Genomic DNA, 17,767 nt, shown 5'->3' with positions numbered 1-17,767 from the left:
AACGGGGACGAATCATGCAGGGTGAGGCGAAACTGCTGGTCGTCGACGACGAGCCGAACATCCGCGAGCTGCTGTCGGCCACGCTCAGGTACGCCGGGTTCGACGTCATGACGGCGGCGGACGGGCGCGAGGCGGTGCAGCTCGCCGAGCGCGTACGGCCCGACCTGGTCGTGCTCGACGTGATGCTGCCCGACATGGACGGCTTCGCGGTGGCGAACCGGCTCCGCTCGGCCGGGAGGCGTACCCCGGTGCTGTTCCTCACGGCCCGCGACGAGACCGAGCACAAGCTCACCGGGCTCGGCCTGGGCGACGACTACGTGACCAAGCCCTTCAGCCTGGAGGAGGTGCTGGCCAGGATCCGGGCCGTGCTGCGCCGCACCCGGGCGGACCTCAACCTGCCCTCGCGGCTCCAGGTGGCGGACCTGGAGCTGGACGAGGAGGGCCACCAGGTCTGGCGCGCGGGCAGGCGGGTGAAGCTGTCGCCCACCGAGTACAAGCTGCTGCACTACTTCATGGTCAACACCGGGCGCGTGCTGTCGAAGGCGCAGATCCTCGACCACGTCTGGAACTACGACTTCGGCGGCGACAGGAACGTGGTCGAGTCGTACGTCTCGTACCTGCGGCGCAAGGTCGACACCGTGGAACCCCGCCTCATCCACACGCTCCGGGGGGTGGGCTACGTCCTTCGCGCACCACGTCAATGAGCCGGCGATGAGACCGAGGCCCGTCCAGGTGCTCAAGCGGCGCCTTGCCCGGTCGCCCCTGTGGCTGCGCCTGGTCGTGGGAACGCTACTTCTGGTCACGCTCGCCATCGCCCTGACCGGCGGGTTCGCCGTCCAACTGCTCCGCGGCTACCTCGTGGACCGGGTCGACAGGCAACTCGAACTGGCCAGCCGCCCGAGGCGCGACAACTACATCCCGCCCGCCCTGCAGTCGCTGGACATCCCCCGGACCCAGAGGCAGGTCGGCCTGTTCTACATGGCCATGCTCGGATCCGACGGCGCCGTCGAGCGCACCCTCCAGGAGAACCCGGACAGCGACCCGCCCAAGCTCCCCCCGCTCACGCTGGACAAGGTGCGGCGCGCGACGCCGCGCCCGTTCACCGTGGGGTCGGACTCCGGCCTGAGCTGGCGGGTGATCGCCGTGGCCGACGGCACGCACATCCGCGTGATCGCGGTCCGCATGGACGACATCGACGCGACCGTCACCCGGCTCGCGACCATCGTGGCGACCGTGGGCGGCGGCGTGCTGGTCCTGCTCGGCTTCGCCTGCCACTGGCTCGTACGCCGGAGCCTGCGCCCGCTCGGCGAGATCGAAAGGACCGCCGGCGCCATCGCCGGAGGCGACCTGTCCCGCCGGGTGCCGCTGCGGCACCGCCGTACCGAGATGGGACGGCTCGGAAGGGCGATCAACGGCATGCTCGCGCAGATCGAGGCCGCGTTCAGGGACCGCGAGGCCTCGGAGATCGCGGCGCGCAAGTCGGCGTTCCAGGCGCGCCGGTCAGAGGACCGGATGCGGAGGTTCGTCGCCGACGCCTCCCACGAGCTGCGGACGCCGCTCACCTCCATCAGAGGCTTCGCCGAGCTCTACCGCCACGAGGCCCCCGACCTGGACGAGGCGGCCCGGCTGCTGCGCAGGATCGAGGACGAGGCCACCCGCATGGGCATCCTCGTCGACGACCTGCTGCTGCTCGCCCGGCTCGACCAGCAGCGGCCACTCGAACGCCGTACCGTCGACGTGCTCAGCCTGGCCGCAGGGGCTGTGCTCGACGCGCAGACGCTCGCCCCCGACCGCGAGATCGACCTGGTGCGGCTGGACGACTCCGAGGATCCCGTCACGGTCAGGGGGGACGAGGCCAGGCTCCACCAGGTGATCGCGAACCTGGTGGGCAACGCCCTGCGTCACACCCCGGCGGGCACGGCGTTCCGGGTGGGCGTCGGGGAGGTCGAGGGGAACGTGGTGGTCGAGGTGGCGGACGAGGGCCCGGGGCTGCCGGTCAAGGACGCGGAGCGGGTCTTCGAGCGCTTCTACCGCGCCGACCCCTCGCGCACGCGGAGCGGCTCTGGCGGCACCGGCCTCGGCCTGTCGATCGCCGCCGCCCTGGTCCAGGCGCACGGGGGCGTGGTCACCGTCGACAGCGAGCCCGGCCGGGGAGCGACCTTCCGCGTCACCCTCCCGGCCGACGCCTGACGGACGAAGGATCGACCTCCCTCGTCACTCACGCCGGGGCTTGACGGACGAAGGAGCGGCCTCCCACGTCACTCACGGCCGGGGCCTGACGGGCGGCCGGGGGGTTTGACAGGTGAATTTCAGCTTCATCGCATGTGGCGCTGAGCTTGGGGGCCTGTCATGGATATCGCCAAAGTCCCTCGGTTTCCCGATGGAGTCCACCCTGTGATCGCGTTGCCCCGTGTTCTCGGCGTCGCCGCTGTGGCCGCCGTCCTGCTGACCTCCGGGTGTGGTGGAGATTCCAACGCCACGGCCGGTGCCCAGGCTTCGCCCGGCGGGTCCGGTGACCAGCGGGCGGCATTCACCGAGTGCATGCGCAAGAACGGGGTGGAAATGCCCACCCGCCGCCCTGACGCGGCACCCACGGCTCGGCCAAGTGGTACCCCGTCCCCTCGGCCGAGCGGACGACCGGGGGGCTTTGGCACCATGTCACCGGAGATGCAGAAGGCCTTCGAGGCGTGCCGCTCGCTGATGCCGCAGGGCGGTTACGGGCAGGGACGCGGCCCGAGGGGCGGCATGGACGACTCCGCGCTCCAGGCGTTCCGCTCGTGCATGAAGGACAACGGGGCCGAACTCCCGCAGAACGGCGGCATGCGCGAGCTGAAGACGAGCGACCCCGCCATCGCAAAGGCCCTGGAGAAGTGCCGCCCGCTCCTTCCCACCGGCCGTTCCGGGCAGCCGGGAGACCAGCCCTCCGCGCAACCCACCGCTTAGCGCGGAATGCCCCTCTGAGCAGCGCTTTTCCGCGGGCTGCGGATACCTCGGCTCTCTGGGGGCATGACGGGTCTTATGGCGGGGAACAATGGCCTGCTCGTGGCCCTTACGACCCTGCGGCGTCAGCTCGATCACGATCTGTTCCCCCTCGCGATCGGCGACGTCGCTTCGCACCGTCGTGCCCTCAAGGAGCTCAGAGGGCAGCTCGACGACTACCTCCTGCCGCGCGTCGCGGCCATGGACGCTCCGTTGCTGGCCGTCGTCGGGGGCTCGACGGGGGCGGGCAAGTCCACCCTGGTCAACTCCCTCGCCAGCGCGGACGTCACCGAGCCGGGAGTTCTGCGGCCCACGACGCTCGCCCCCACCCTGGTGGCCAACCCGGCCGACGAGGTGTGGTTCACCCGGCAGAAGGTGCTGCCCGGCCTGGCCAGGACGACAGGACGGGGTCGCGGCGAGCCGGGCACCCTGCGCATCGTCACGGCCACCACCCTTCCTCCGGGGCTCGCCCTGCTGGACGCCCCCGACATCGACTCGGTCGTCACGGCCAACCGCGAGATCGCGGCGCAGCTCCTCGCGGCGGCCGACCTCTGGCTGTTCGTCACGACGGCCTCCCGTTACGCCGACGAGGTGCCGTGGGGCTTCCTGCGCAGCGCCCGCGAGCGGAGCACGGCGCTGGCGGTGGTCCTCGACCGGGTGCCGCCTGAGGCGCTCGAACCGGTGAGCGCGCACCTGCACCGCCTGCTCGACGCCAACGGCCTCGCCGGCACGCCCCTGTTCAGCGTGCCCGAGGTGGTGCTCCCGGAGGAGAACGCCCGCCTGCCCGAGGAGGCCGTACGGGCCGTGCGCGACTGGCTGGCCGCGATCGCGGCCGATGCCCAGGCGCGGGCCGAGGTCGTGCGCAGGACCCTCTCGGGGGCGCTGGAGAGCATCACCGCCCGGGTCCCGATGCTCGCGGACGAGGCCGACCGGCAGCGGGCCGGGCTCGCCGACCTGCGGGTCTCCGTGGAGTCCGCCTACGGGACGGCCATGGCCACCTTCGACGACGGCATACGCGACGGCTCGCTGCTGCGCGGCGAGGTGCTGGCCCGCTGGCAGGACTTCATCGGCACCGGCGACTTCATGCGCACGCTGGAGTCGCGCATCGGCTGGCTGCGCGAGCGCATCGTCTCGGCGTTCACCGGGCGGCCCGCTCCTGACACCCAGCTCAGGGTGGCCCTGGAGACCGGGGTCGAGGCGCTGATCCGCTCGGCCGCCGACGCCGCCGCCGAGCGCACCCTGGAGGCCTGGTCCGGCATGCCGGCGGGCCGCGACGTCATCGAGCGGGCGGGCGCGGTCTCGGCGGGGCGGCTCGGCCGCGCGTCCGCCACGCTTCCCGAACGCGCCTCCTCGGCCGTGCGGGCCTGGCAGGGGTACGTCCTGGACCTGGTCGCCAAGGAGGGGGCCGAGAAGCGCACGACCGCCAGGCTCGCCTCGTTCAGCGTGAACGGCGCCGGCCTGCTGCTCATGCTCATGGTCTTCGCCTCCACAGGGGGGCTCACCGGCATCGAGGTCGGCATCGCCGGAGGCACGAGCGTGCTGAGCCAGAAGCTCCTGGAGGCCGTCTTCGGGGACCAGGCCGTACGGACGCTCACCCAGGCGGCACGCGAGGACCTCCAGCAGCGGGTGCGCGAGGTGCTCGACGCGGAGGCGTCCCGGTTCACCTCGCTGCTCGAAGGCGTCGGGCCCCCCGAGGACATGTCCGCCGCGCTCAGGCAGGCGGCGCGGACCGTACGGGACCACCGGGGTGAGATCGACGTGCCCGCGGTGGAAGCCGGGGTGGACCGGCCGTGAAGGTGCTCCGGCGGTCCTCCGCGGTGTCGCTGGACGACAGGCTGACCGCGCTCGCCGAGGCGGCGGACCTCGCCGAAGGGCGCCTGGACGAGGAGGCGGTCGCCGAGGCCCGCGCCGTGGTCTCCCGGGCGGGGGCGCGGCGGAGCCTCTCGGTCGACCACACGGTCGTGGCGCTCGCCGGGGCGACGGGCAGCGGCAAGTCCTCGCTGTTCAACGCCCTGTCGGGCACCACGCTCGCCGGGGTCGGGGTGACCCGGCCGACGACCTCGACGGCCCAGGCGGCGATGTGGGACCCGGAGGGGGCCGGGCCGCTCCTCGACTGGCTGGAGATCCCGCGCCGCCACATCGTCGACGGCATCGACGGCTCGCTCTCCGGGCTGATCCTGCTGGACCTGCCCGACCACGACTCCATCGAGCTGGCCCACCGCCTTGAGGTGGATCGCCTGGTCGCGGTGGTCGATCTGCTGGTGTGGGTGCTCGACCCGCAGAAGTACGCCGACGCGGCCGTACACGAGCGCTACCTCCGTTCGCTGGGCAGGCATCGGGACGTCATGGTGGTCGTGCTGAACCAGACCGACCGCCTCACCCCCGCGGCGGCCGACCGCTGCCTGGGCGACCTGCGGCGGCTGCTGGACGAGGACGGGCTGCCGGGCGTGCCCGTCGTCGCCACCTCCGTGCCCAGGGACACCGGGATCGCCGACCTGCGCGCGACGCTGGCCAAGCGCGTCGCGGAGCGGCGTACGTGGGCCGCGCGGCTGGCGGCGGACGCCGGCACGGCCGCCGACCTGCTGGCGCTCGCGTCGTCGGGCGGGCCCGCCGACGAGACCTCCCTGCCCGAGGGCGGTCCCGACAGGGCGGCCCCGCTGTCCACGGGCGAGCTGGAGAAGCGGGCCAGGGCCGCCGAGGCGGCGCTGTCGGACGAGCTGGCCAGGCCGCTGACCGCCGCGCTCGCGGAGGCGGCGGGCGTCCCGCTCGTGGTGGAGGCGGTCGCCAAGGCCCACAGGCACCGGTCGATCGCGGCCACCGGCTGGCCGGTGACCCGGTGGCTTCGGCGCTTCAGACCCGACCCGCTGCGCCGCCTGCACCTCGGCGTCCCCCTCGCGGACGGCGCGCGTACGTCCCTGCCGCCTGCGGAGCGCGGCGACGAGGGCTCGCCGGCCCGGGTGGAGATCGCGGGACGCACGTCGATCCCGCCCGCGACGGCCGTCCAGCGGTCGCGGATGGACACCGCGATCAGGGACGTCGGCTCGGCCGTCTCCGCCGGTCTGCCGGAGCCGTGGGCGGTGTCCGTACGGCGGTCGGCGCGCTCGCGGGCGGACGACCTCGCCGAGAACCTCGACCGCGCGATGGCGGTGACGTCGGTGGGCAGCGGCAGGCGTCCCCGGTGGTGGCGGGCGGTCGGGCTGCTCCAGTGGCTGCTGTTCGCGACCATGCTGGCCGGCGTGCTCTGGCTGTCGGGGCTGTTCCTGCTCGAATACCTCCGCTTCCCCGCGCTGCCGACGCCGACGCTCGGCGAGGCGCCGTGGCCCACCGTCCTGCTGGGGGGAGGAGCCCTCGCCGGGCTTCTCGTCGCCCTGCTGTCGCGGGTCGCGGCGGCCCTGGGCGCGAGGCGCAGGGCGCGCAAGGCGCGGCGGGCGCTCTGGGCGAGCGTGGACACCGTGGGCCGTGAGATGGTCCTCGACCCGGTGCGCGACGAGCTGTCGCGCGTACAACGCTTCGCGGGCCTGCTCACCACCGGCCGGGGCTGACCTCGGCCGGTGGCTCAGCCCCCTGGACGCGGGGGCTCAGGACTCGTCGGGACGAGGCTCCCTCAGCGCCTCGGCCGGCTGGGGCCGCGCGTTTCCGAGCCCGGACAGGGCGTCGGTGGCGGCCGTCCCGGGGCCGAGGCTGCGGGGGCCGGTCTCCTCCGCGTCGGCGATGGCGTCCTCGGCGGCCTTCGCGGCGATGGCCGCCTCTTCCTTCGCCGAGCTCTTCGTCTCGGTGACCTCGCGGGTGGCGGGGGACCGGGGCAGCGACTCGGTGAACGCTCTGGACACCCCCTGCAGGGCGGAGGTGACCTCGCTGGGGATGACCCAGAAGGTGTTGCCGGAGCCCTGGGCGAGCTGCGGGAGGACCTGGAGGTACTGGTACGCCAGCAGCTGCGGGTCGGGGTCGTTGCGGTGGACCGCCTGGAACACCTCGTCGATGGCCTGCGACTGGCCCTCGGCCTTCAGGATCGCGGCGGTGCGGTCACCCTCGGCCCGGAGGATCGCGCTCTGCTTCTCGCCCTCGGCGGTGAGGATCTGCGACTGGCGGAAGCCCTCGGCGGTGAGGATGGCGGCTCGCTTGTCCCGCTCGGCGCGCATCTGCTTCTCCATCGCCTCCTTGATGCTCTTGGGCGGGTCGATGGCCTTGATCTCTACCCGGTTGACCCGGATGCCCCACTTGCCGGTGGCCTCGTCGAGTACCCCGCGCAGCTGGCTGTTGATGGTGTCGCGGGAGGTCAGGGTCTTCTCCAGGTCCATGCCGCCGACGACGTTCCTCAGGGTCGTGACCGTGAGCTGCTCGACGCCCTGGATGAAGTTGGCGATCTCGTACGCCGCCGCGCGCGGGTCGGTGACCTGGAAGTACAGCACGGTGTCGATGTCGACGACGAGGTTGTCCTCGGTGATCACCGGCTGGGGCTTGAAGGACACCACCTGCTCGCGCAGGTCGATGAGGGGCTTCACGCGGTCGACCCACGGGATCAGGAAGTTCAGGCCTGGCCCGAGTGTGCGGGAGTAGCGCCCGAGGCGTTCGACGTTGCCCGCCCGCGCCTGGGGGACGATCCGGATCGAGCGCAGCACGGTGAACACCGCCAGCAGGGCGATCAGGATTCCGGCGATCAAAGCGGCGTCCATGTTCACTCCCGGGGATAGACGAGGGCGGTCGCGCCCTCTATTTGTATGACGTCCACGGTCGCGCCCGCCGGGATCACCAGGGTCTCGTCGTAGGCGCGGGCCGACCACTCCTCTCCTCCGATGCGTACCCGGCCGTTCAGGCCGGTGACCTCACGGGTGACGTAGGCGGACTTTCCGACCAGGGCCGCGACGCCGAACCGCTGCACGGGAGGCAGGGCGACATGTCGCTGCGCGATGGGCCGGAGAACGGCGAGACCGGAGACGGAGGAGAGGATGAAGACCGCGAGCTGGAGGCCGGTAGGCAGGCCGATGGCGGCGACCACCGCCGTCAGGAGCGAGGCGGCACCGAGCAGCCCGAGTGCCGCGGTGAGCGTGAAGAGCTCCGCCACGCCGAGCACCGCCGCCAGTATCAGCCAGAAGATCCATGAGTCCATTTGCCCCGGCCCTCCCTTATAAGGAGAAACGCGTTCTAGGCGTCGGTGGTTCCTTGTTCACCACCGTAGTCCTAAATTTTGGGGTACGGCAGGGCAAGCTCGCGCGTGCCGTGGACTGTTGAGCTTCCTCATGGAGGAACTCGCCCCGCGTGGGATCAACTTGCACATCCTGTCAGGCGTCAGCGCCGGGATTCACCGGCCACACGGGAAGAGCTTCGCCGACAGAATGCTGTTCGTGCTCGCCGCTATGGCCACCGAGATGGAGCGCGATCTGATCAGCGAGCGCACTATGGACGGGCTAGCACTTGCCGCGATCCCTTGGGGATTGAATCCCTTCGAGCGCAGCTGAGCTGCGCTGCTCCCATAGCCGCGGCCAGACGCAAACGAGTGCGCAGTTTCCTGCACGCATGACCGCCGCTGATCGTTCCATTCCTCCCCGAGGGCCTACCTTGGCTGGACACCCCTAGCAGACGCCGCGCAACTTGCACACCTTGGCGGCCATCTTCTTGGCGTCCTTGGTCACCCGGCCGGGCTCGTACTCTGCCTCGGTGGTGGTGTAGATCATCAGTGCTTTGCCCTTGCGGGCGACGAGACCGCTGATCGTCTCGTTCACGCTGCCGTCCTGCCGGGTCTGGTAGCCCATGCCGATGGCCTCGTCCCCCACCTTGGCCTTGCTCGTCCGCCAATGGATCTTGAGTTCGGGCGCCGAGGGGTCGCTCTTGCGTGCGCACTTCTTGGCCTCGGAGCGCAAAAGGGTGAACGCCGCGTGCGCGGCGCGGGAGCTCTTGTAGATGACGAGTTGTTCGGAGGAGTCGCTAGGGCCGCTGGTCCAGTGCGAAATCGTGCGGGCCGCCACCCGGTCGCGGTCGACGGCGCTCCGGTGCACGCACGGGTTCAGCATCAATGGCTTGGTGAGTTTGTCGCTGATCTCGTAGCCCTGTTCGGTTGCCTCTTCCGGGCTCAAGTGCCTGCGCGCGTCGCGCTCAGTGAGCAGGAAGTTCTTCGGAATCTCGGTCACGATCGCGGGGGCGGACAGGGCCAGCAGCAAAGAGAGTGTCATGCTGATCATGGGGAGTTAGACGCCATCGGGAACGACTTTGTTCGCATGAACACAGAACGCGACAATCTCCACAAAGAGGTCTGCATGCGGCCGGACCGGTCCGGGAGGTCACGGCCAGCTCGGAAACTTCTCGGACGTAGGTTCCTGGATGGCGTTTCCGCAGGTGAGCCGATCGTCCGAGAACCTGTACGTTTCCGGACGACGGGCGGCTGGGCTTGCAACGTCGCATGTCAGAGGCTCAGCGGCCCGAATCTTCCGTATTCCGGTGGCACCCCAGGAGGGAGCCGAGGAACGGTCCTCCAGGGTGACGCCGGTTACGGGACCGCGTTCATACCGTCGGCGCCATGAAAAAGAGCGGAACACGGATCACGGTCGCGGCTCTGGCGGCCGTCACGGTCATGACGGCGGCGCCCGCCGCGACGGCGGCCGCGAGCGCGCGGGACGCCGCCCTGGACGGCGTGTGGCAGACCGACGGCTACGGCACGATCATCACCGTCGACGGGGACCGGCTCCGGTACTTCGACATGACAGCGATCAGCTGCCTGGCGGGCGTCATGTCGGCCAAACGGCAGGGCGGGCCGGGGTCGTTCGTCGCCGACGACGGCTCCCGCCAGATGGCGATCAGACTCCAGGGCCGGCAGCGGGCGCGGCTGCGCTACGTGGGCGCCGTCGGGGAGATCGGCCTGCGCCGGCTGCCCGCCCTTCCCGCCCGCTGCTCGGTGAAGGCCCCCGCCGCGGACCCGGTCACGGTGTTCGACGTCTTCTGGACCACGTTCGCGGAGAACTACCCGTTCTTCGCGACGAAGGGCGTCGACTGGCAGGCGGTGCGCGACCGATACCGTCCCCGGATCGGCCCGAACACCACCGACGCCGAGCTGTTCGGCGTGCTGCGCGACATCCTGAAGGACCTCGGCGACGCCCACACCGCGCTGCGCGCCGGAAAGGACGAGTTCGCCCGGCCGCTGCGCCCCGGCACGAGGCCGCTGGACGGCCTGCCGGCCTTCATGGCCCTGAACAAGCGGGTCCTCGATCTCGTGGAGAAGCACGACGTCCAGAAGCCGCTGACGACATGGGGCCGGGGCGTGATCGGGTACGCCGACCTGCCGGGCGGGTTCGGCTACCTGCGGCTGGCCGCCTTCGACGGGTACGCCGACGGCTGCTTCGCGGCCAACGCGAAGGAGCTGGACCGCGCGCTGGACGAAATCTTCACCCCCGCCCGGACGTCACGCCTGAAGGGCCTCGTCCTCGACGTCCGCCTCAACTTCGGCGGGTACGACGCCCTCGGCATCCAACTCGCCTCCCGCCTCACCGGCCGGCCGTACGTCGCCTACGCCAAGCAGGCGCGCAACGACCCCTCCGACCCCACCCGGTTCACCCGGGCGCGACCGACCTGGGTGCGTCCGGCGGGTTCTCGCTACACCGGGCCGATCGCCCTGCTAACCAGCCCGTTGACCATCAGCGCCGGGGAGACGTTCAGCCAGGCCATGACGGCCCGCACTCCCGCCCCTCGGCGGATCGGCGACGCCACCCAGGGCGCGTTCTCGGACTTCCTGTGGCGCACGCTGCCCAACGGCTGGACCTTCGCCCTGCCCAACGAGCGGTTCCTCACCCGGCAGGGGACCACCTTCGACGTCACCGGCATCCCGCCGCAGGACAGGATCGCCGAAACGCTCAGCGACGGCGAGCTCGCCGCGGGCCGCGACGCCGCCTTCGAGCGGGCGCTCGCCTACCTGCGCACGGCCGGGAGATCCGGCCGGTGACCCGCGTCGCGCGCTGCCCGGTACGCCGCGCGCCGGCGGGGCGGGGCGGCCTCCCGTCACAGGTGGACGCGAAGGTCGCCCATGAGGACGATGCGACCCGCCCGGCACGTCCATAGGCTGGGGGAATGATCTATCAGGGGCCGATCGCGAAGCCGGGGCCGCTCCTGCGGGCCGTGCTGCGGGCGGTCGTCACCGGTACGGCCGACCCGCCGCCGCCCGCGCCACGGCGCGGGCAGGTGCGGGTGCCGTGGCCCCGCGGCCTACGGGGCGTCACCCTGGATCTCGTCCGGATCGGCGACGCGGCCCTGGCGTTCGTGGCGTTCGCGAGCGGGGTCGCGTATATGGAGGGCCCCGCGGCCGCCGCGCGGTGGCCGCACGACGAGGCGTACCTCGTGATCGTGTCGGCGGCCTTCTCGCTGCCGCTGGTGCTGCGCGACCGGTGGCCGCTGGCGGCCTGGCGGTGCGCGCTGCTGGCGCTTCCGGCCGGCTCGGCGGTCGTCGGCGGGTTCCTCAGCCCGCCGTACACGCCGGGCGCGGCGATCGCCTGCCTGCTCGTGGCGTACTCCGTCGCGGTCCGCTGTGACGGCGCGGTCGCGGCGGGGGTGTGGCTGGTCTCCTGCCTTGCGGCGGCGGCCGTCGATGTCGGTACGGCGGTCCCCGCGGTGACCGGGATCACCGTCGCCGTGCTGTTCGGCCACAACGTACGGGCGCGGCGGCTGGCGACCGGGAAGCTGGCCGACGAGGAGCGGCGGGCCGAGGACGCCCTGGCCGAACGGGCGGCGCTGGCCGAGCGGGCCAGGATTGCCCGCGAGCTGCACGACGTGGTCGCCCACCACATGTCGGTGATCGCCATCCAGGCCGAGGCGGTCCCGCTGCGGGCGGGAGACGACGCGGGCCTGCTGGCGCAGGGGCTCGCCGAGATCCGCGCGCTGTCGCTGAAGACGCTGGCCGAGATGCGTCAGGTGGTCGGCGTGCTGCGCGGCGCGGAGGGCGCGAACACCGCGCCCCAGCCCGGCCTCCACCAGATCGACGAGCTGGTCGCGACCGCGTCCCGCGCCGGGGTGACCTTGAGGGTGTCCGGTTCGGGCGAGCTGGGCGACCTGCCGGGCACGGTGGGGCTGACGGCGTACCGGATCGTGCAGGAGTCATTGAGCAACGCGATGCGGCACGGGTCGGGATCGGACGTCACCGCGGAGCTGGTCCGCGACGGCGCCGAGCTGCGGATCCGCGTGGTCAACGGCCTGCCCGCCGATCCCGAAACCACGCCGGGCGGACTCCCCGGGAAGCGGTCGGGCCACGGGCTGGCCGGCATGCGGGAGCGGGTGGCGATGCTCGGCGGCACGTTCCGGGCGGGCCGGGTCGGCGCGGAGTTCGTGGTGACCGCGACCCTGCCGATCGGAGGAGACGCCGGATGAGCATCAGGGTGCTCGTCGCCGACGACCAGGGCATGGTGCGGACCGGGTTCACCGTGTTCCTGAGTACGCAGCCGGACATCGACGTGGTGGGCGAGGCGGCCGACGGCGAGGAGGCCGTGCGCTGCGTCGCGGAACTCTCGCCCGACGTGGTGCTCATGGACGTCAGGATGCCGGTGCTGGACGGCCTGCAGGCCACCCGGCGGATCCTGTCCGCGGGCGGCCGGCCCCCGAAGGTGCTGATCCTGACCACGTTCGATCTGGACGACTACGTGTACGAGGCGCTCCGGGCGGGCGCCAGCGGCTTCCTGCTGAAGGACGCCTCCGCCGGGCAGCTCGCCGAGGCCGTCCGGGTGGTCGCGGCCGGCGAGGCCCTGCTCGCGCCCTCCGTCACCCGGCGACTGATCTCCGAGTTCGCCCGCCTCGGCCCGCGCCGTCCCCGCGCCACCCTGGACGGGATCACCGAACGTGAGTCGGAGGTGCTTACCCTGGTCGCCCACGGCCTGTCCAACCAGGAGATCGCCGAACGGCTCGTCCTGTCCGAGCAGACGGTGAAGACCCACGTGGGCCGCGTCCTGGCGAAGCTCGGCCTCCGCGACCGGGCCCAGGCGATCGTCCACGCGTACGAGACGGGCCTGGTCCGCCCGGGTGAGTGAACCCGGCGGGGTCGCCCGATTTCCGTGCTGGTGAACGGCCGGAGACAGGCTCTGGTCCCGTGAAGTGACGACGCGCCGTCCCCCGTGCCGGACGCCGCACGCGGCGAGTGGGTGACCAACGAGAAGCGGCTGCTGCGCCGAGCCGGGCTGCGTGACATCGACGCGATCGTCGCGGCGCTGCGGCCGGGGGTGCCCGTAGCAATCGCGGAATCAGGCCTGGCGCGGGGTCGGCCCGGCGAGAATGGCGGGGCTGTCCTGCACGCGGGTGGCGCGTTCGGCGGCGGCCCGGGCCAGGGCGCGGGCGCGGCTAGCCTGTCCCGGCGAGGCGTGCGGCTGCTCGGTCTCGGTGACCGGCCCGGCGATCTCGCACTGGAAGACCCCCTCCGGCTCTGTGAGCGGCCCTTCAGGGGCGATCGGTCCCGCCGGGACACCGAATCCGGGGTGGTGATCTCCGGCCGCCTGCGGCGATCCTGGGCGGCCTCACGCTACTCGCGGATCTCGCGATCCCGGCGGCGGAGTGCGCTCGCCCTGAGCCACTCGTCCCAGGAAAGCTGGTCGGGTGGACGCCGCTGGTGGTGGTGTACTCGCGGGCGGAGCCGTTGGCACACCGAGTGATCAGGCCCTGAGGGGGTCAGTTTCGTGAGGGAAGGATCGTGCCCGTCACCTCGCCCAGCGCGATCTCCGTGCCGTCGGGGCCGGGGGCCGTCGCGGTGATGCGCACCGTGTCGCCGTCTTCGAGGAAGGCCCGTGTCTGGCCGTCCGAGAGCTTGACGGACTCGGTGCCGTTCCAGGTGATCTCGATCAGCGACCCCCGCTGGCCCTGCTCGGGCCCGGAGACAGTGCCACTGGCGAACAGGTCGCCCGTGCGCAGGGAGGCGCCGTTGACGCTCATGTGGGCGAGCATCTGGTCGGGCGTCCAGTACATCTCGCGGTACGGCGGGCTGGAGATCGGCTCGCCGTTGAGCTCCACGCCGAGCGTGAGGTCGAGACCCCACGGCTCCCGCCTGGCAAGGTAGCCCAGCGGCTCGGGATCCTGCGCCCGTCCGGGCACGCGGGCGTGTTCGAGGGCCTCCAGCGGAGTGATCCACGCGGAGATCGAGGTGGCGAACGACTTGCCGAGGAACGGCCCGAGCGGGACGTACTCCCACGCCTGGATGTCACGGGCGCTCCAGTCGTTCACCAGCGTGACCCCGAAGACGTGATCGGCGAAGTCTCCCGCGCTCTCGCCGAAGCGGGTCGGCGCCCCGACGACGAACCCCAGCTCGGCCTCGATGTCGAGCTTCACGGACGGCCCGAACACCGGCACGTCGCCGTGCGCGGGGGCGCGCTGGCCACGGGGACGGGTGATCGGGGTGCCGGAGACCACGACGGTGCCCGACCGGCCGTGGTACCCGACCGGCAGGTGGCGCCAGTTGGGCTTGAGGGGGTTCTCACCGGGCCTGAACATGCGGCCGAGGTTGGTCGCGTGCTCCAGCGAGCAGTAGAAGTCGACGTAGTCGCCGACCTCGATCGGCATGTGGAGCCGCACCTGGTGCAGCGGGATGAGGTGGGGCTCGGTCGCCGCGCGGTTCGCCGACGCCTCACCGGCCTCCGCCGAGAGCAGGCGCTGGATGCGGCGCCGGGTGTCCCGCCAGGCCCTACGGCCCCGGGCCAGGAAGCCGTTGAGGCTCCCGGTGGCGAACACCTCGTCGTGCAGGGCGGGCGCCAGGTCGAGAACGTGGTCGCCGATGCGCGCGCAGGCGCGGGGAGCGTGCCCGGGGCGGGAGAACACGCCGTAGGGCAGGTTCGCCACGGTGTAGGCGGACGCGTCGGCTCCGGGTACCCAGCTGGTGGTCACGATCTCCTCTTTGACGGCCGCCGCCGGCCTCCGGTGGTGGTCGGCCAGGCCGAGCCGGGCCAGGTCGTCGATGGGTGTGAATGTGTTGCACGAGCCGTAGGAGACCAGCAGCTCCCTGGCCCGCCGCGCGGTCTCGTGCGGCACGGCCCGCGCCAGCTCCACCAGCTCGCGCTTGTCCATGAGGTCGAGCACCCGGACGGGGTCACGGCCCTCGACGGCCGCGCACACGGCCATCAGGATGTTGAGGAAGCCGTGCCGGTAGACGCCGAGGCCAGGATCGGGGTGGCGGACCGCGTGGTGCAGGCCGGCGGTCGCCTTGAACGGGATGTTCCGCTCGACGCAGTTGCGGATGAAGACGCCCAGCTCGTGCGTGGAGGGGAACAGCTCGGGCGTGAGCCCCCCGCAGCGGACCTTCAGCCCCACCCCCTCAGGCACCTCGTGGAGGTCGGTGGGCGGCACCTCGACGAACAGCCGCGCGCCGGAGTTCCTCGGACGGACGCGCTCGACCACCTCGGCGATGCTCGAACCCGGCGGAAGGGCCGTCTCCACCAGCTCGACGTCGATGCCGGCGAGCTCGCCCTCGCCGAGCAGGTCAAGGCGGGGGAAGTCGGGCGTGTCGATGATGAGCCCCACCCTGATGGGCCGGGTCAGATGCGCGCGCAGCTCGTGCAGGCGGCTGGCCTGGCAGAGGAACCGGTGGCTGAGCACCGGGCTTCCGGCGTCCTCGTCGGCGTAGTGCCGGGCGACCGCGTCCGACATCGGCAGGAGCGCGGGAGGGAACAGCCCGGCGTCGTCGACGAGAGCGGTGAACAGCGGGCTCGTGCCGGGACGGGTCATCGGGCCCACGTCCAGGCGTACCCCGGGTCCTCGCAGGACAGCGCGGCGTCGCCGAGGTCGAGCGGCCGGAAGGTGTCGACCATCACGGCCAGCTCGCTGGTGACCGTCATGCCCCGCCGCACGGCGTCGACGGCGGCCTCGACGGCGCCCGGCTGCGGGCCGTGCGTGAAGCCGGCCGGATGCAGGGAGATGGACCCGACGTCGATGCCCGAGCCCTTGCGCGCGGTGTAGTCGCCGCCCGCGTAGAACATGAACTCGTCGGAGTCGACGTTGTGGTGGTTGTACGGGATCGGCACGGCGTCGGGATGGAAGTCCAGCGGCCGGGGGCAGAACGAGCAGATGACGAAGCCCGGCCCCTCGAAGGTCTGGTGGACGGGCGGCGGCGCGTGCGTGCGCTTCACGATCGGCTCGAAGTCGGCGATGTTGAAGGCGTACGGGTAGAGGTAGCCGTCCCAGCCGACCACGTCGAACGGGTGGTGCGCGTAGGTCAGCCTGGTCAGGCCGCCTCGGGTCCTGACCAGGACGGGCGTCTCGGAATCCTCCACGATCAGCGGCTCGCCGGGCGCCCGCAGGTCGCGCTCGGAGTAGGGCGCGTGCTCCAGGAACTGGCCGTACTGCGACAGGTAGCGCTTCGGGGGCCGGATGTGCCCGGACGCCTCGATGGCGAGGGCCCGCACCGTGGTGCCGTCGAGCGGCACCCAGCGGTGGATCGTGCCGGTGGGGATCACGACGTAGTCGCCCTCTCCGGCCTCGATCACCCCGTACGTGGACTCGAAGCGCACCCGGCCGCTCGCGACGTAGACGCACTCGTCGCCCTTGGAGTCGCGGTAGAGCTCGCTCGGCCGGTCGGCGGCGGCGTACGACAATCGGACGTCCGCGTTGCCCGCCAGCGGCCGCCGGCCGGTGACGAGATCACCGCCCGAGGGAAGATCCTGGGTGCGGAAATGGCGTGGGGACAGCGGAAGGTTCGGCGAGAGGCCCGCTCGCGTGCCGTCGGCCACCGCCTCCGCCTTGACGATCGCGGTCGGCAGGTGGCGGTGGTACAGCAGCGAGGAGTCGGAGGAGAAGCCTTCCTCCCCCATCAACTCCTCCGCGTACAGCCCGCCATCAGGCTTCTTGAACTGGATATGCCGTTTGCGCGGCACCTCGCCGACGGTGCGGTAGTACGGCATCGGCCCTCCTGTGTACGCATATCGGACACCATTGTCCTCTATACGTACGACGATCCGCCATCGCGCCAGCGATGTCAATCTCACGCGGGCAGGTCAGAACCCGCACGCTCATTCGAGGGCCCGGCGGAGCTCGGCGGCGGCGGCGGAGACGCGGGGGCCGAGGGTGGCGGCGTCGATGGCGCCGAACGTCACGATGCCCACGGACGCCTCCAGCCACGGCAGGCCGGGCAGCGGGGCCGCGATGCCGCGCGCGCCCTCCTGGAGCTGCCCCTCGGTGACCAGGTAGTCCGTGCGGCCCTCGCGCAGGGCCAGGATCGCCAGCCCCGCCGCCCCGCGCGAGAGCGGATGGCGCGAGCCCTCGCGGTAGGCGACGTGCATGTCCGTCCAGGTCGGCTCCACCACGGCGATCGCCAGCCCCTCGTCTCCCTCGGCCGCCGTCAGGTGCGCCGTGGCGCCGGTCTCCTCGGCGAGGCGGCGCAGGGCAGGGAGCGCGGCGGCTCGCAGCAGGGGCTGCACGGCCCTGGCCAGCGCGAGGACGCCGAAGCCCAGATGAGCGCGTCCCTCGGCGTCCCGGCGGGCGAAGCCCTCGTTCTGGAGGGTGGTGAGCAGCCGGTAGACGATCGGGCGGCTCAGCTCCAGCTCCTGCGCCAGCTCCGTGGGGGTGCGCCCTCGGTGGCCGTCGGCGAGCAGCCGGAGCAGCCTCAGCCCCCGCTCCAGGGTCTGGGCCGACTCCGGGCTCCCCTTGTGATCGCGCATCTCCCGATTATGCGAGGTGACACCACGTGCGAGTCGGCGCGGGTGGCCTCCCCGGACGCGTGCGGTGTCCGTAACGCCCGGTTGCGGGGGCCGTACGGGAGAGAGAATTTTCGCGTTCGCCCGGTGGTGCCCGAGAGGATCATGCGAGGTGAGGGCCGATATCGGCATATTCGCCGGTCAAGGAATCCCGC

Annotated in this window: 16 protein-coding genes; 10 read left to right on the top strand and 6 right to left on the bottom strand. The window is 72.0% G+C overall.

The window, feature by feature from the left end:
• Window positions 1-14 precede the first annotated feature (14 nt).
• The 5 genes from OG589_RS33730 (at window position 15) to OG589_RS33710 (ending at window position 6,521) form a co-directional block, all read left to right on the top strand.
• Complete coding sequence (locus OG589_RS33730) at window positions 15-704, top strand: response regulator transcription factor (RefSeq protein WP_405142181.1); 690 nt, start codon at window positions 15-17, stop codon at window positions 702-704.
• Window positions 705-711: 7 nt separating this feature from the next.
• Window positions 712-2,190, top strand: a complete 1,479-nt coding sequence (locus OG589_RS33725) for an ATP-binding protein (protein WP_405142180.1) — start codon at window positions 712-714, stop codon at window positions 2,188-2,190.
• A gap of 465 nt (window positions 2,191-2,655) precedes the next feature.
• Entirely contained in the window at window positions 2,656-2,943 is a 288-nt protein-coding gene (locus OG589_RS33720) for a hypothetical protein (protein ID WP_405142179.1), read from the top strand.
• 75 nt (window positions 2,944-3,018) lie between these two features.
• Window positions 3,019-4,773, top strand: a complete 1,755-nt coding sequence (locus OG589_RS33715; RefSeq protein WP_405142178.1) for an ABC transporter — start codon at window positions 3,019-3,021, stop codon at window positions 4,771-4,773.
• Entirely contained in the window at window positions 4,770-6,521 is a 1,752-nt protein-coding gene (locus tag OG589_RS33710) for a GTPase (protein WP_405142177.1), read from the top strand. The genes OG589_RS33715 and OG589_RS33710 overlap by 4 nt, the downstream gene beginning before the upstream one ends.
• 36 nt (window positions 6,522-6,557) lie before the next feature.
• Here OG589_RS33710 and OG589_RS33705 read toward each other — a convergent pair whose 3' ends face one another.
• Window positions 6,558-7,652, bottom strand: a complete 1,095-nt coding sequence (locus tag OG589_RS33705; protein ID WP_405142176.1) for an SPFH domain-containing protein — start codon at window positions 7,650-7,652, stop codon at window positions 6,558-6,560.
• A 2-nt stretch (window positions 7,653-7,654) separates the two neighbouring features.
• The gene (locus tag OG589_RS33700; protein ID WP_405142175.1) at window positions 7,655-8,086 is read right to left on the bottom strand and encodes an NfeD family protein; all 432 of its coding nucleotides are present in this window, start codon (window positions 8,084-8,086) and stop codon (window positions 7,655-7,657) included.
• A 130-nt stretch (window positions 8,087-8,216) separates the two neighbouring features.
• Between OG589_RS33700 and OG589_RS33695 the strand changes: the two genes are divergently transcribed.
• Window positions 8,217-8,435, top strand: coding sequence for a recombinase family protein (locus OG589_RS33695; protein ID WP_405142174.1), 219 nt, complete (start codon window positions 8,217-8,219; stop codon window positions 8,433-8,435).
• A gap of 114 nt (window positions 8,436-8,549) precedes the next feature.
• Here the strand turns inward: OG589_RS33695 and OG589_RS33690 are convergent, their stop codons facing one another.
• Window positions 8,550-9,146, bottom strand: a complete 597-nt coding sequence (locus OG589_RS33690; RefSeq protein WP_405142172.1) for a hypothetical protein — start codon at window positions 9,144-9,146, stop codon at window positions 8,550-8,552.
• Between the two features lie 344 nt (window positions 9,147-9,490).
• Here OG589_RS33690 and OG589_RS33685 point away from each other — a divergent pair, with 344 nt between their 5' ends.
• The 4 genes from OG589_RS33685 (at window position 9,491) to OG589_RS33670 (ending at window position 13,589) form a co-directional block, all read left to right on the top strand.
• Complete coding sequence (locus tag OG589_RS33685) at window positions 9,491-10,906, top strand: S41 family peptidase (RefSeq protein ID WP_405142171.1); 1,416 nt, start codon at window positions 9,491-9,493, stop codon at window positions 10,904-10,906.
• A gap of 125 nt (window positions 10,907-11,031) precedes the next feature.
• Complete coding sequence (locus tag OG589_RS33680; RefSeq protein ID WP_405142169.1) at window positions 11,032-12,321, top strand: sensor histidine kinase; 1,290 nt, start codon at window positions 11,032-11,034, stop codon at window positions 12,319-12,321.
• The gene (locus tag OG589_RS33675; protein WP_405142167.1) at window positions 12,318-12,974 is read left to right on the top strand and encodes a response regulator; all 657 of its coding nucleotides are present in this window, start codon (window positions 12,318-12,320) and stop codon (window positions 12,972-12,974) included. The genes OG589_RS33680 and OG589_RS33675 overlap by 4 nt, the downstream gene beginning before the upstream one ends.
• Before the next feature lie 111 nt (window positions 12,975-13,085).
• Window positions 13,086-13,589: a hypothetical protein gene (locus OG589_RS33670; protein ID WP_405142165.1), complete on the top strand. Its 504-nt coding sequence runs from the start codon at window positions 13,086-13,088 to the stop codon at window positions 13,587-13,589.
• Window positions 13,590-13,605: 16 nt separating this feature from the next.
• On the opposite strand, the gene fahA is transcribed toward OG589_RS33670, so the two are convergent.
• The 3 genes from fahA to OG589_RS33655 all read right to left on the bottom strand — a co-directional run bounded on the left by fahA (window position 13,606) and on the right by OG589_RS33655 (window position 17,576).
• Window positions 13,606-14,811, bottom strand: a complete 1,206-nt coding sequence (gene fahA / locus OG589_RS33665; protein WP_405152185.1) for a fumarylacetoacetase — start codon at window positions 14,809-14,811, stop codon at window positions 13,606-13,608.
• An 833-nt stretch (window positions 14,812-15,644) separates the two neighbouring features.
• Entirely contained in the window at window positions 15,645-16,820 is a 1,176-nt protein-coding gene (locus tag OG589_RS33660) for a homogentisate 1,2-dioxygenase (RefSeq protein ID WP_405142164.1), read from the bottom strand.
• A gap of 108 nt (window positions 16,821-16,928) precedes the next feature.
• Window positions 16,929-17,576, bottom strand: coding sequence for a helix-turn-helix domain-containing protein (locus OG589_RS33655; RefSeq protein WP_405142162.1), 648 nt, complete (start codon window positions 17,574-17,576; stop codon window positions 16,929-16,931).
• Between the last annotated feature and the right edge of the window lie 191 nt (window positions 17,577-17,767).

It is taken from the genome of Sphaerisporangium sp. NBC_01403 (assembly GCF_045040145.1).
In the GTDB taxonomy this organism is placed as follows: domain Bacteria; phylum Actinomycetota; class Actinomycetes; order Streptosporangiales; family Streptosporangiaceae; genus Sphaerisporangium; species Sphaerisporangium viridialbum.
Note: the sequence above shows the minus strand (reverse complement) of the source record. Positions and strands in the feature narration are given on the sequence as shown.

Bases quoted from the DNA above. Each gene is read 5' to 3' on its own strand.
- OG589_RS33730 (WP_405142181.1), top strand. From the start codon at position 15: ATGCAGGGTGAGGCGAAACTGCTGGTCGTCGACGACGAGCCGAACATC.
- OG589_RS33725 (WP_405142180.1), top strand. From the start codon at position 712: ATGAGACCGAGGCCCGTCCAGGTGCTCAAGCGGCGCCTTGCCCGGTCG.
- OG589_RS33720 (WP_405142179.1), top strand. From the start codon at position 2,656: ATGTCACCGGAGATGCAGAAGGCCTTCGAGGCGTGCCGCTCGCTGATG.
- OG589_RS33715 (WP_405142178.1), top strand. From the start codon at position 3,019: ATGGCGGGGAACAATGGCCTGCTCGTGGCCCTTACGACCCTGCGGCGT.
- OG589_RS33705 (WP_405142176.1), bottom strand. From the start codon at position 7,652: ATGGACGCCGCTTTGATCGCCGGAATCCTGATCGCCCTGCTGGCGGTG.
- OG589_RS33700 (WP_405142175.1), bottom strand. From the start codon at position 8,086: ATGGACTCATGGATCTTCTGGCTGATACTGGCGGCGGTGCTCGGCGTG.
- OG589_RS33695 (WP_405142174.1), top strand. From the start codon at position 8,217: ATGGAGGAACTCGCCCCGCGTGGGATCAACTTGCACATCCTGTCAGGC.
- OG589_RS33690 (WP_405142172.1), bottom strand. From the start codon at position 9,146: ATGACACTCTCTTTGCTGCTGGCCCTGTCCGCCCCCGCGATCGTGACC.
- OG589_RS33685 (WP_405142171.1), top strand. From the start codon at position 9,491: ATGAAAAAGAGCGGAACACGGATCACGGTCGCGGCTCTGGCGGCCGTC.
- OG589_RS33680 (WP_405142169.1), top strand. From the start codon at position 11,032: ATGATCTATCAGGGGCCGATCGCGAAGCCGGGGCCGCTCCTGCGGGCC.
- OG589_RS33675 (WP_405142167.1), top strand. From the start codon at position 12,318: ATGAGCATCAGGGTGCTCGTCGCCGACGACCAGGGCATGGTGCGGACC.
- OG589_RS33660 (WP_405142164.1), bottom strand. From the start codon at position 16,820: ATGCCGTACTACCGCACCGTCGGCGAGGTGCCGCGCAAACGGCATATC.
- OG589_RS33655 (WP_405142162.1), bottom strand. From the start codon at position 17,576: ATGCGCGATCACAAGGGGAGCCCGGAGTCGGCCCAGACCCTGGAGCGG.